Source organism: Salmonella sp. SJTUF15581 (assembly GCF_043356775.1).
Lineage (GTDB): Bacteria > Pseudomonadota > Gammaproteobacteria > Enterobacterales > Enterobacteriaceae > Salmonella > Salmonella enterica.
This window is the reverse complement of record NZ_JBEUJY010000002.1, coordinates 230,320-243,163: the sequence shown is the minus strand read 5'-3', so window position 1 is coordinate 243,163 and position 12,844 is coordinate 230,320. Positions and strand designations below refer to the sequence as shown.

Annotated in this window: 13 protein-coding genes; 5 read left to right on the top strand and 8 right to left on the bottom strand. The window is 53.3% G+C overall.

Features of this window, described 5'->3' with window-relative positions:
* Nucleotides 1-8 precede the first annotated feature (8 nt).
* The gene (tcdA, locus tag ABVN36_RS04655) at nucleotides 9-815 is read left to right on the top strand and encodes a tRNA cyclic N6-threonylcarbamoyladenosine(37) synthase TcdA (protein ID WP_000117742.1); all 807 of its coding nucleotides are present in this window, start codon (nucleotides 9-11) and stop codon (nucleotides 813-815) included.
* Nucleotides 816-866: 51 nt separating this feature from the next.
* Here tcdA and rarD read toward each other — a convergent pair whose 3' ends face one another.
* The 3 genes from rarD to csdA form a co-directional block, all read right to left on the bottom strand.
* Entirely contained in the window at nucleotides 867-1,754 is an 888-nt protein-coding gene (gene rarD, locus ABVN36_RS04650) for an EamA family transporter RarD (RefSeq protein WP_077248417.1), read from the bottom strand.
* Nucleotides 1,755-2,053: 299 nt separating this feature from the next.
* The gene (csdE, locus tag ABVN36_RS04645) at nucleotides 2,054-2,497 is read right to left on the bottom strand and encodes a cysteine desulfurase sulfur acceptor subunit CsdE (protein ID WP_000184199.1); all 444 of its coding nucleotides are present in this window, start codon (nucleotides 2,495-2,497) and stop codon (nucleotides 2,054-2,056) included.
* Complete coding sequence (gene csdA, locus ABVN36_RS04640; RefSeq protein WP_000991059.1) at nucleotides 2,497-3,702, bottom strand: cysteine desulfurase CsdA; 1,206 nt, start codon at nucleotides 3,700-3,702, stop codon at nucleotides 2,497-2,499. Before csdA ends, csdE begins: the two co-directional genes overlap by 1 nt.
* 192 nt (nucleotides 3,703-3,894) lie before the next feature.
* On the opposite strand from csdA, the gene ABVN36_RS04635 reads away from it, so the two are divergent.
* From ABVN36_RS04635 to rlmM, 4 genes are all read left to right on the top strand, one after another.
* Nucleotides 3,895-4,122 (top strand): YgdI/YgdR family lipoprotein, encoded by a 228-nt coding sequence (locus ABVN36_RS04635; RefSeq protein WP_000750393.1) that lies wholly within the window; start codon nucleotides 3,895-3,897, stop codon nucleotides 4,120-4,122.
* A 346-nt stretch (nucleotides 4,123-4,468) separates the two neighbouring features.
* Nucleotides 4,469-5,386, top strand: a complete 918-nt coding sequence (gene gcvA / locus ABVN36_RS04630; RefSeq protein WP_000044409.1) for a glycine cleavage system transcriptional regulator GcvA — start codon at nucleotides 4,469-4,471, stop codon at nucleotides 5,384-5,386.
* Between the two features lie 18 nt (nucleotides 5,387-5,404).
* Nucleotides 5,405-5,800, top strand: coding sequence for a DUF423 domain-containing protein (locus ABVN36_RS04625; RefSeq protein WP_000203913.1), 396 nt, complete (start codon nucleotides 5,405-5,407; stop codon nucleotides 5,798-5,800).
* The gene (rlmM, locus tag ABVN36_RS04620; protein ID WP_001045497.1) at nucleotides 5,793-6,893 is read left to right on the top strand and encodes a 23S rRNA (cytidine(2498)-2'-O)-methyltransferase RlmM; all 1,101 of its coding nucleotides are present in this window, start codon (nucleotides 5,793-5,795) and stop codon (nucleotides 6,891-6,893) included. The genes ABVN36_RS04625 and rlmM overlap by 8 nt, the downstream gene beginning before the upstream one ends.
* A 58-nt stretch (nucleotides 6,894-6,951) precedes the next feature.
* Here rlmM and fucR read toward each other — a convergent pair whose 3' ends face one another.
* The 5 genes from fucR to fucP all read right to left on the bottom strand — a co-directional run bounded on the left by fucR (nucleotide 6,952) and on the right by fucP (nucleotide 12,786).
* Entirely contained in the window at nucleotides 6,952-7,662 is a 711-nt protein-coding gene (gene fucR / locus ABVN36_RS04615; protein WP_000642330.1) for an L-fucose operon activator, read from the bottom strand.
* Nucleotides 7,663-7,719: 57 nt separating this feature from the next.
* Nucleotides 7,720-8,142 carry an L-fucose mutarotase gene (gene fucU, locus ABVN36_RS04610; RefSeq protein ID WP_023138785.1) on the bottom strand — a complete coding sequence of 141 codons (423 nt, stop codon included), beginning with the start codon at nucleotides 8,140-8,142 and terminating at the stop codon, nucleotides 7,720-7,722.
* A 1-nt stretch (nucleotide 8,143) separates the two neighbouring features.
* The gene (fucK, locus tag ABVN36_RS04605; RefSeq protein ID WP_000806780.1) at nucleotides 8,144-9,562 is read right to left on the bottom strand and encodes an L-fuculokinase; all 1,419 of its coding nucleotides are present in this window, start codon (nucleotides 9,560-9,562) and stop codon (nucleotides 8,144-8,146) included.
* A gap of 100 nt (nucleotides 9,563-9,662) precedes the next feature.
* Nucleotides 9,663-11,438 (bottom strand): L-fucose isomerase, encoded by a 1,776-nt coding sequence (gene fucI / locus ABVN36_RS04600; protein ID WP_000724126.1) that lies wholly within the window; start codon nucleotides 11,436-11,438, stop codon nucleotides 9,663-9,665.
* Between the two features lie 31 nt (nucleotides 11,439-11,469).
* Complete coding sequence (fucP, locus tag ABVN36_RS04595; RefSeq protein ID WP_000528622.1) at nucleotides 11,470-12,786, bottom strand: L-fucose:H+ symporter permease; 1,317 nt, start codon at nucleotides 12,784-12,786, stop codon at nucleotides 11,470-11,472.
* Nucleotides 12,787-12,844: the final 58 nt, after the last annotated feature.

Below are 12,844 nucleotides of genomic sequence, written 5' to 3'. Positions count from 1 at the left end.
GAGGTCATATGTCAGTGGTGATAAGTGATGCCTGGCGCCAACGCTTTGGCGGCACCGCGCGTCTGTACGGTGAAAAAGCGCTGCAGCGGTTTGCTGAGGCGCATATCTGCGTCGTGGGAATCGGCGGGGTGGGATCATGGGCGGCAGAGGCGCTGGCGCGTACGGGCATCGGCGCGATTACGCTGATTGATATGGACGATGTCTGCGTGACCAATACGAACCGTCAGATCCATGCGTTGCGTGATAACGTCGGGTTGGCGAAAGCGGAAGTGATGGCCGAACGGATTCGGCAAATTAACCCGGAGTGCCGGGTAACGGTTATCGATGATTTCATCACGCCGGATAACGTGGCGGGTTATATGGACGCGGGTTTTACCTATGTCATTGACGCCATTGACAGCGTTCGTCCAAAAGCCGCGCTGATTGCGTACTGTCGCCGATATAAGGTTCCTTTAGTGACCACTGGCGGCGCGGGCGGGCAGATCGATCCGACGCAAATCCAGGTCGCTGATTTGGCGAAAACCATACAGGATCCGCTGGCGGCAAAACTGCGCGAGAGATTGAAACATAATTTTGGCGTAGTGAAGAACAGTAAAGGTAAGCTGGGCGTGGACTGTGTTTTTTCCACTGAAGCGCTGGTTTACCCACAGGCGGACGGTTCCGTATGCGCGATGAAAGCTACCGCAGAAGGGCCAAAACGGATGGATTGCGCCTCTGGCTTCGGCGCGGCGACGATGGTGACGGCAACGTTCGGTTTTGTCGCCGTTTCCCATGCGCTGAAGAAGATCATGGCTAAAGCGGCGCGACAAGAATAAAAGGACGGGGCGGAGTGTCACGCAGACGCGTATCCGGCCCTGCGCCCTTCGTTAGCGAAAGAAGCGCTGTACCCTGCCGAACACCGGTTTCAGACGGGCGCGGAGATAATGGGAATATAAATTTTCAGATATGCATAAAAACAACCCGAACCATACCGCACAAAAGCAGAGCAGTTCCGCGTAATTAATGTGCTCGCCAAATATCATAATGGCAAGTAAGAACTGTAAAGACGGCTCTATATATTGCGCCAATCCGGTGACAATCAACGAGGTGTGATTTAACGCGATGGCAAATAATACCAGTGGAATGATCGTCACTGGCGCCGTCATGACATACAAAAAGAAAGGAGTATTAGCGGATATAATTGGTCCGCTATCGCTAAAGAGAAAAATTAATAGTGAGACAGGCAATGCCCATAATGTTTCAATCGTTATCGATGTCATCACATCATAATGTATAAACTTTCGCGCCAGGCCATATAGCGCAAATGATAATCCCATGGTTAGCGCCAGCGCCGGGAAATGCCGTAGCATGATAATTTGAAAAGTCAGGCCACAGACACCAGAAAAAACGGCGATGGCCTGAAACAACGACAGTTTTTCTTTAAGAAAAATGCATCCCAGCGCAATAACAAATAGCGGGTTGATAAAATAGCCGAGGCTGGCATCAAGTACCAGATGATGGGTTAGCGCATAAATAAAAGATGACCATGAGACAATCATCAAAAGTCCGGCGATCATGCAGAAGAAAAAAGATTTTTTATCTTTCCAGGCATCATGAAATCGCGTTCGCTGCCGAAATAACAATCTTACTGCCAGTAATAATGGAATTGACCAGAACACCCGGTATATCAATATTTGTGCGAGATTTCCCCCTGATAAATATTGATAATATAAAGGTGTTAACCCCCATAATATAAATGCCAGTACCACAAACATGGTACCGCTACGCAGATATTTTTCCACTTATCCATATCCTGTTATAACTTCACCCGATACGTATGAATTTTCCAGTTCTCCTGCTACGCTACATCGAGTGGCTTTATTTACTCTAAAATCTTCACGCCGTTTTAACATGGATTCTAACATTGTAATTTCATTGTGATAGCTGATAAAAATCAAAAGAATGTTTATCAGGGAAATCTGACGCCGAAACTAATAAAGTGACTGGATTATTTTATCTGCATCGCCTGACCGCCGCGGACGGCGCTGTCAGGCGACAGAATATTTACGCTATTTCAACGCTTATGCGTTGCGGCAACAATCGCTTCGCTCAGCGCGTTCAGCCCCTGACTGCGTGAGGCGCTAAGCTGGGCGCGTAAACCCAGCTCATCAAACAGCGCCAGCGGTGAACGAGCCTGTAGTTCGGCGGCGTTTTTTCCTTCCACCGCAGTGAGCAATACCGCCAGCAGGCCGCGGACAATCCGCCCCTCACTGTCGCCGAAAAAGTGCATCGTTCCGTTATCTGATCGGGTAAAGCCCAGCCAGACGCGGTTCTCGCAGCCGGCTATCTCCTTCGCCTGCGCTTTGCATTCATCCGGCAGCGCGGGGAGCTGTTTTCCTAACAGAATCAACTGACGATATTTATCCTCCCACTGGGTCAGCGGGAGAAAGATAGCGCGTAACGTCTCTTCCGTTACCGTTGTGCCGAACGGGTGTCCGGTATAAAGAGGGTTTGTCATTAATCCACCAGCAGTTCCAGCGCGCGGTCAACGGCGTTAACCAACGCATCCACATCATGTTGGGTATTATACGGCGCAAAAGAGGCGCGCAGAGTCCCTGTGACGCCAAGTTCCGCCAGCAATGGCTGGGCGCAATGTTGCCCGGCCCGGAGCGCAATACCGTATTCCGCCAGCAGTGTCACCATATCGCCGTGGTGCACGCCGACAAAATCAAAGGCCAGCAGGCTGGAGTCCTGGCAGCGGAACGAACGAAAGCCCGGACGTTTCGCCAGTGCGTCTTCCGCCAGCGTCGCCAGCCCGCGGCTCCAGTTTTCGGCCTGTTCAATATCGATATCGGACAGCCATTCCAGCGCAGCGCTCAGGCCGATGACCCCGGCGACGTTCGGCGTCCCCGCTTCCAGTTTCCAGGGAGCGCTTTGAGTGGTGAAGCCTTCAAAGCTAACGTCACGGATCATCTTGCCGCCGCCGAGCCAGGGCGACATCGCCTCAAGAAGCTCCGGCTTACCGTACAGCACGCCGATACCGGTCGGGCCATACAGTTTGTGAGCGGAAAAAGCATAAAAATCGATATCAAGCTGCTGGACATCCGCCGGGAAGTGTACAGCGCCTTGCGCGCCATCTACCATCACGACCATTCCCGCCGCGTGAGCGGCGCTGATAGCGCCTGTGAGATCCGGACAGCCGCCCGTTACGTTCGACATTTGCCCCAGCGCCAGTATCCGGCTGCGCGACGTGATCAGTTCCGGCAGACGCTCAACATCAGGAAGACGTCGGTCATTAAGCGGCAGTTTTATGACCTGCGCGCCGGTTTGTTGCGCCACCATCAGCCAGGGCACAAGGTTGGCGTGATGCTCGGCGACGCTAACGATAATTTCATCGCCGGGACGCAGACGAGGACGGGCGTAACACTGCGCCACCATGTTGATCGCTTCGGTGGTGCCGCGTGTCCAGACGATACTTTTTTCATCGGGCGCGTTTAACAGTCGCGCTGCTTTTGCTCTGGCCGCTTCATATTGCGCCGTCAGGCGCTGCGCCTGTGCAAACTGGCTACGATGAACGTTACCGGCGCTCAAACAATAAAACTGGTGCGTGGCGTCAATGACTGCCTGTGGCTTTAATGCCGTGGCGGCGCTATCGAGATAAACACCCGCATCGGCTAGCGCGGGAAACTGCGCGCGAAACTGCGTGGGATTAAAAGCGTTCATGATATTCCTCGGTTCAGTTTACCGATCGTGGCGTAAAAGCGCGGCTGATACAAGGTTTGTCCTAACCATCGGAATCGTCTGTATATCCTGGCGAATTATGTAAAGGAGGTTATGCTGAATAATGTTAGGCGAATGTTTAAGCCTGTTACGGAGTCCGCTTTAAATAGCACAAACAGCTTTAAGGAGAAGAAGATGAAAAAGACTGCCGCAATTATCTCTGCATGTATGCTGACTTTTGCCCTGAGCGCCTGTTCCGGTCCTAATTACGTTATGCACACCAATGATGGACGTAGCATTGTGACCGACGGTAAACCCCAGACCGATAACGATACCGGTATGATTTCGTATAAAGACGCTAATGGCAACAAACAGCAGATCAATCGTACTGACGTGAAAGAGATGGTGGCTCTGGAAAACTAACCGTTTGTTATACAAAAAAAAGCACCGCAATATGGCGGTGCTACATTAATCACTATGGACAGACAGGGTAAATGTACAGGAAGTGAAAAAGGGTAGTCTCGCTACCGTGGTCTGAATCGCAGACCAATTGCAAACACAACAACACAACATCACAACCGTAAGCCAAAAGCCCATCAGAACACGCATTCCGATAAAACTTTTCGTTCCGGCTCAGGAAGTGCCGCCACTATAGGTATTTGCTGGTAGAACCTCAACGGACAATTTATAATGTCTCAGATTAAAAAAACTAATAGGTTACATATTGTTACCTATTTGTTAAATTCATTCGACATTAAGTCCAGAGGCCATGTCAAAACGATTACCTCCTTTAAATGCGTTACGCGTTTTTGATGCTGCCGCGCGCCATTTGAGCTTTACGCGAGCAGCGGAAGAACTTTTTGTGACGCAGGCCGCAGTAAGCCACCAAATTAAGTCACTTGAGGATTTTTTGGGGCTAAAACTGTTCCGCCGCCGCAATCGTTCGCTGTTGTTGACGGAAGAAGGCCAAAGCTATTTTCTCGACATTAAAGAGATATTTTCCCAGCTCACGGAAGCAACGCGTAAGCTCCAGGCGCGCAGTGCCAAAGGGGCGCTGACGGTGAGTTTACCGCCCAGTTTTGCCATCCAGTGGCTGGTGCCCAGGCTCTCCAGCTTTAACTCAGCTTATCCGGGAATTGACGTTCGGATACAAGCCGTTGACCGTCAGGAAGATAAACTGGCAGACGATGTCGATGTCGCGATTTTTTATGGCCGGGGAAACTGGCCGGGCTTGCGCGTCGAAAAATTATACGCAGAATATTTACTGCCCGTCTGTTCTCCTTTATTACTCACAGGCGAAAAACCGTTAAAAACGCCGGAAGATCTGGCGAAACACACGCTATTGCACGACGCCTCCCGGCGTGACTGGCAGGCCTATACTCGTCAGTTAGGGCTCAACCATATTAACGTTCAGCAAGGGCCGATATTTAGCCACAGCGCGATGGTGCTACAGGCCGCTATTCACGGACAGGGGATCGCGCTGGCGAATAATGTTATGGCGCAGTCGGAAATTGAAGCCGGGCGACTGGTGTGTCCATTTAACGATGTTCTGGTGAGTAAGAATGCTTTTTATCTGGTTTGTCATGACAGCCAGGCAGAACTGGGTAAAATAGCCGCCTTCCGTCAGTGGATTTTGGCGAAGGCGGCGACGGAGCAAGAAAAATTCCGTTTTCGTTACGAACAATAATTAACTTAGGGTATGACCATGACCAGCCGTTTTATGCTGATTGTCGCCGCTATCAGCGGTTTTATTTACGTTGCTCTGGGCGCGTTCGGGGCGCATGTTTTGAGTAAAACCCTGGGCGTGGTTGAAATGGGCTGGATTCAGACCGGCCTGCAATATCAGGCGTTCCATACGCTGGCGATCTTTGGCCTGGCGGTGGCGATGCAGCGCCGTATCAGCATCTGGTTTTACTGGAGCAGCGTTTTTCTGGCGCTGGGCACGGTGCTGTTTAGCGGCAGCCTGTACTGCCTTGCGCTTTCGCATCTGCGCCTGTGGGCGTATATCACGCCTGTCGGCGGCGTCAGTTTCCTGGTGGGCTGGGCGCTATTGCTGATTGGCGCCATTCGTATGAAACGTAAGGGCGCGAGCCATGAATAAAGTTGTATTGCTCTGCCGTCCGGGGTTTGAAAAAGAGTGCGCTGCAGAAATTACCGATAAAGCGGGAAAACGGGAAATATTTGGTTTTGCACGCGTAAAAGAGAACGCAGGCTATGTCATTTATGAATGCTACCAGCCGGAAGATGGCGAAAAGCTGATTTCAGAACTGCCGTTCAGTTCGCTGATTTTCGCCCGCCAGTGGTTTGTGGTGGGTGAACTGCTGCAACATTTACCGCCGGAAGACAGAATTACGCCGATTGTCGGCATGTTGCAGGGCGTAGTGGAAAAGGGCGGCGAGCTGCGAGTTGAAGTCGCCGACACCAATGAAAGTAAAGAACTGATGAAGTTCTGCCGCAAATTTACGGTGCCGCTGCGCGCGGCTTTGCGTGATGCGGGCGTATTGACGAATTATGAAACGCCGAAGCGTCCGGTCGTTCATGTCTTTTTTATCGCGCCAGGATGCTGCTATACCGGTTATTCGCTCGCGCATAACAATTCACCGTTTTATATGGGCATCCCGCGTTTGAAGTTTCCGTCTGATGCGCCGAGCCGCTCAACGCTGAAACTGGAAGAGGCGCTCCACGTTTTCATCCCGGAAGATGAGTGGGATGAACGTCTGGCGAACGGCATGTATGCGGTGGATTTGGGCGCCTGTCCCGGCGGATGGACGTACCAGTTAGTGAAGCGCAATATGTGGGTCTACTCCGTAGATAACGGCCCGATGGCGCAAAGCCTGATGGACACCGGACAGGTGACCTGGTTGCGTGAGGATGGCTTCAGGTACCGTCCGAACCGGAATAATATTTCATGGATGGTCTGCGATATGGTGGAGAAGCCGGCCAAAGTCACCGCGTTAATGGCGCAGTGGCTGGTGAACGGCTGGTGTCGGGAGACGATTTTTAACCTTAAACTGCCGATGAAAAAACGCTATGAAGAGGTGTCGCATAATCTGGCGTATCTTCAGGCGCAGTTGGATGAGCACGGCGTTAATGCGCAGATCCAGGCGCGTCAGCTTTATCACGATCGCGAAGAAGTGACGGTACACGTGCGTCGGTTGTGGGCGGCTGTTGGCGGACGTCGCGACGAGCGATAAAAACGCGTTGCCGTCATCCGGCGCGTCATCAGCGCCGGATGACGCACGCTTATCCGGTCTACGATTGCGGCGCATCTGAAACAATATGCGTCACGTCATCCAGATGGCCGATGCGCGCCTCTCCTGAACGATTAAATTTACTTTTATCAATCAATAATAAAGACTGCGAGGCGCGCCTGAGCAGGATAGATTTAAAATCGGCGTTGATCGCATTGGAGTCCCACAGATCGCCGCCGCCGTCGATCCCCTCACAGGAAAAGATGAACAGATCGATATCAAGCGATTTTAGCTGTGAGATAAGCGACGGATTAACATAACAGCCATATTTACGTTCAAGCTGGCCGCCGGAACTTATCAGCGCAATGCGTTCGCGTTTTCCCAGCTCCTGACAGATAGGATGGCTATTGGTAAAAACCTGAATGGGAATATCCGGCAACTGGCGGGCCAGATACCAGCAGGTTGAACTGGCATCCAGCGCAATCGTCATTCCTTCTTCTATCCACGCTAACGCTTCACGGGCAATATCGGCTTTATGCGCATAATGGCTTTTCAGGCGGATATGGAATGGATCGCCGCTGTCCTGATTTTCACGATGAATATATTTAGCTCGTCCGTGATTACGCAGCACTTTTCCCTGCGTCTGTAGTTCACTGAGATCGCGGCGGATGGTCTCTTTACTGACGTTAAGCCGGGTGGCCAGCGCTTCGGTGGTCAGACTTTTATGATTGATCAGCAGATCGACTATCGCTTGTTGGCGTGCCGCTTTCATTTTTCTCACCCCATCATTCGATGAACGCCCGCGTCATGCGGGCGTACCGGCAAGAGATTACGGCGTTACCCCTTTTTTTAAAAGAATATTTCCGTACTTCGCGCACTCTCCTGTGATAACGATCGCAAACGCTTTTTGCGCCCGCTCATAAAACGCATAGCGGTCGATACGAACGATATCCGGGCACGGCGCTTCTAATGACAAAGCATCGCGATAACGCGCTTCAACGCTGGGATCGAGCGTGTCGCCTTCCACGGCGGCCATCATCACCAGCGGCGGGGCGTAGCTATCCAGCTCAAAGAGCGGAATGATTGCCTGCAGTAGATCGCTGACGCTAAGACCATCGGCGCGAATCACCTGCGGGCCCAGGCTATGCGCGGGAAAGTGAGCGTCGGAAAAAATGATTTCGTCCCCGTGGCCCATCTCGGCCAGCACTTTGAGCAGTGTCGGGGAAATTAACGGTGAAATGGTTTTTAGCATTTCATACTCCCTCAATAATTTCAGGTTCGGTTTGCGGCCAGAAATAGCGATACTGATAATTGACCTGCGCGCGCGCCTGCTCCGGGCTACTAAATTCGCCTACGCCGTACCAGCCAAACATGGCAGCGCCGGCCACGGTGGTTTCCGCGTCGTCCAGCACTTTGATAGGGATATCAAGTTGATTCGCTTTAATTTGATTCCACAAAGCGTTGCGACTGCCGCCGCCAACCAGTAACAGTTCTGTGGCGTTAAAATGGCCGATTTTCTCCAGCGTGCGCAGATTACGCTGAAGTTGCGCCGTCAGGCCTTCCAGCGCGGCGCGATAGAAATGGCCGCGGGTGGTATTGAGCGTCACGCCCTGCCAGCCTGCATTTTGGCAGGCGAGCAGATCGCACTGCATCCGTACGCCTTCCGCGCCAGCGGGAATAGCGCGCGCTTCGTCGATCAGCGTTTGCCATGGCGTTTCCGGCGTCCACAGCAGTTTTCGTACCCATTCGAGTACGCCGGAGGCCAGCCACTGCATTCCGGGGTTATAAAGCCCCGACTGACTGTCCAGTTCACAGGTCGAGCCCGGATACTGACTGAGCAGCGAGGTATCCACCTGACCGCTGCGCACCATCAGAATCTCCCATGTTCCGGAGGAGAGCACCGGTTCACCTTGCTGCGCGCCAGCGCCGAATAACGCGAACTGAGTATCGTGTCCGGCAGAGATCACCGGCACACCCGCCGGGAGACCGAGTAGCCTGGCCGCGTCTGTCTGTAGCGTGCCTATCGGGGCGCCCGCTTCCACGATACGCGGGAACAGGCGGCGCGCCAGGCCCGTCGCCTGCAGGATTTCCGGACTAAAGTCGCGCTGATGGATATCCAGTAGCTGGCTGGTGCCTGCCATAGTGATATCGGTCGTAAACTCGCCGGTCAGACGGTGGTTAATCAGCGACGAGATAAACAGCCAGCAGTGAGCTTGTTCCAGCAGGCGCGGATGATTCTCTTTAAGCCAGACCAGTTTATACAGCGTGTTAAAGCTGAACGCGCCGACGCCGGAGAGCGTCTGCAATTGCCGGGGCGAGATAAAGCGCTCAATCGTTTCCATCACGGCGGCGGTTCGCGGGCATTTCCAACTGATGACCGGGTAGAGCAGCTTACCCTGCGCATCGACCAGCGCGCCATCGACGCCGAACGTAGTCACCGTAATACCGCGAACAACACACTCCGACAGGGCGCTGGAGAGTGACCTGCAGCAGTCGGCGAAACGTTGCAGGATGGCGTCCAGAGACCACTGATGCCAGGCGCTATTTTCTGCGGCAATGTCGCTGGCGTTAGCGGTTGAGGCGCGGGCGACAATTTTCCCCTGGCGATCAACGGCGATCGCCCGAACGTTAGTCGCACCGCAGTCGAGAACCAGGATAACGTCTTGTTTCATAGATAACTCCATAAACGCCGCCCGATGGCGCTACGCTTATCCGGCCTACGGTTCACGCGCCCGTAGGCCCGGTAAGCCTGCGCCACCGGGCTAAGCCGCATTAACGTTTATACAGCGGGCCATAATTCTGGCAGGCGCGATAATCCTGGCCTTCGATATCCATACCGTGAGCCGCCCAGGCGGAAGGACGGTAGATCTTCGCCTCCTCCACGTTGTGCATACATACCGGGATACGCAGCATCGCGGCAAGAGTAATAAAGTCCGCCCCTACATGGCCGATGGTGAGTACGCCGTGGTTAGCGCCCCAGTTCGCCATCACCGAATAGACATCGGTAAACGGGCCTTTGCCGGTAAGACGCGGCGCAAACCAGGTGGTAGGCCAGGTAGAGTTGGTGCGGGCATCGAGCTGATCGTGCATCGCTTTCGGCAGTTCGACGCTCCAGCCCTCGGCGATTTGCAGTACTGGTCCCAGGCCTTTGATGATATTCACGCGGGTCATGGTGAATGGCACGCCGCCTTCGGTCAGGAAACGGGATGAGTAGCCGCCGCCGCGGAAGTATTCGTGAATCGCCGGGCACCATTCAGTGGCCGCCAGACACGCATCCGCCTCTTGTTGGCTGATTTCCCAGTGTGGTTTCATGGTCGGCTTGCCTTCGCTGTCGCGCTGTTTACAGGCACCGTCCAGAGCGGCAGAACCGGAGTTAATCAGGTGAATAATGCCGTGTTCCGCCAGGCCGCTGAGCGCCTGGCCGGTGACGCGTTCTACGGCTTCCGGCGACCAGTAGGTTCGCACGTCGGCGAATATCTGCGCGGTACCGGTGAGTTGATGGCCAAACAGCATCGCTACGCCGTTCAGACTGTCATTTTCGGTGGCGACGACAAACGGTTCGCGTACGCCGTTCCAGTCAAAAGAGCTATTGAGCAGCGCTTCGGCGGTATCGCCGTTCGGGTATTGATCGGTCCAGTGGCGCTGGCCCTGGAAGCCGGCGGCAATGGCGTTGTAGCCCAGCGATTCTTCAACTAACCCTTTGTCCGCCAGCGTCTTGTTGCCCTGCATCATATCGCGAATACACATCGCCATCAGCAGGCTCTCTTTTAGCACCGCGCGGTTCTGGGCTTCATTGCGCTTATACTGCGAGGCATTCTGATCTTCGCCGTAGCGGAAGTTTTTATCCGCCCACGCCAGCGCCATCTCCAGTTCGGCCTCATCATAAATTTTTTGATCGATACGGCGGCGCAGTTCGGTCATATCTACCGCTTGCACCTTCATGCCCAGCCAGGATTCAAAGAAGTTATGATCGACAATGGAACCCGCGATCCCCATCGACACGCCGCCGACGGAGAGGTAGCTTTTGCCTTTCATGCTGGCTACCGCTAACCCTGCCCGCGCAAAACGCAGCAGTTTTTCTTCGACGTCGGCGGGAATGGAGGTATCGTCGGCATCCTGCACGTCATGGCCATAAATGGAGAACGCCGGAATGCCTTTCTGGCTGTGCGCCGCCAGCGCCGCGGCAAGGTAAACCGCCCCAGGACGCTCTGTGCCGTTAAAGCCCCAGATGGCTTTCGGACGCATCGGGTCCATATCAATGGTTTCGCTGCCATAGCACCAACACGGCGTAACGGTAATGGTCACGCCCACGTTCTGGCTACTGAATTTTTCTTCACAGGCGGCGGATTCCGCCATTCCGGCAATACAGGTATCCGCAATGACGCACTCCACCTGTGCCCCGCAGGCGTGGCGGATTTTCTCGGTGATGAGCGCCGCCGTCGCTTTCGCCATGTTCATGGTTTGCTCTTCGAGCGACTCGCGTACGCCCATACGACGTCCATCAATCACCGGGCGGATACCGATTTTCGGTAAGCTGATTTTTTTCATGACAGATTCCTCACGTTATTCGGATAAATGTTCAGTTTGTCGCCGCTTGTGAACGGAAACGGGCAAAGATGAAGATGACGGCAAAGCACAATGCCGGAACCAGTTCGGCGGTCGGGATTTTGCCTGCGGCGTCGCTAACGAAGCCCATTACTGGCGTGACAATACCGCCGCCAATGATGGTCATGACGATAAAAGACGAGCCGTACTTAGTGTCCTGTCCCAGATTTTTGATACCCAGCGAGAAGATGGTCGGGTACTGGATTGACATAAATGCGCTACACAACGTCAGCGCCAGCAGGCCGATATGTCCGCCGCTAAAGGCGGAAATCAGACACAGGAGCATGGCAAACAGGGCGTAGGCGGCCAGCACTTTATGCGGCGCGAAGCGGCTGATAAGCCAGGTCCCGGTGAAACGGCCGATAAAGAAGCACACCATCGTGCCGGTCAGGTAGTTGGCGGCGAAACCGGGCGTCATTCCAGGGATCTCCTCAATGGCGTAGCGGATCAGATAGCTCCAGCAGGCGGTTTGCGCCCCCACGTAGCAGAACTGCGCCAGCACCGCCCAGCGCCAGTGGCGGATACGGATGAGTCGGGAGAGAGAAGATAAGAAAGAGCTTTGTTTAGCATCGCTATGATCGTCACTTTGCAGGGCCGGAAATTTGGTCAGCATAATCAGCAGCGCAACTACTAATACGATGGCGACGATAATCATGTATGGCGTTTGTACCGATAACACCAGGCTGTGTTTATAGGCGCTAAGCTGATCCGGCGTCATTTTATCAAGCGCTTCTTGCGATTGATGCGGCACGTTAGACAAAATAAGGCTTTGCCCAAACACAACGGCGATAATAGCGCCAAAGGAGTTAAAAGTTTGCGCCAGATTAAGCCGGAAATGTCCGCCGCTTTCTGGACCTAATACCGTAACAAAAGGGTTGGCTGCAGTTTCAAGGCAACCTAAACCGGCGGCGATGATAAACAGGCCAATTAAAAACAATGTGTAATTCATTATCTCGGCGGCGGGCCAGAATAATGCGGCGCCAACAGCATACAAAAAAAGCCCGGTGATAATCCCTGCTTTATAACTGAGTTTTTTCATCAAAATCCCAGCAGGAATTGGAATGACGAAATAACCGAAATAAAAGGCTGACTGAATAAGTCCGGCCTGAAAGTTAGTTAGCGTAAAAGCTTGTTGAAACTGCGGTAATAAAATGTCATTCAGATTATTGGCGACGGCCCACAGAAAAAATAGCGAGCAAAGTAAGGCGAATGGAATAATGTAGCGCTTGCTCTTGCTTTGCTCTGCATCCACAGCACGAAAACTCTGCGTTTGTATTGTTGTGTTTCCCATAGCATCCTCATCGGTTCAGAAGCTTTTGCGTGCGGTCGGTTCTGGTCACCAGACCGTA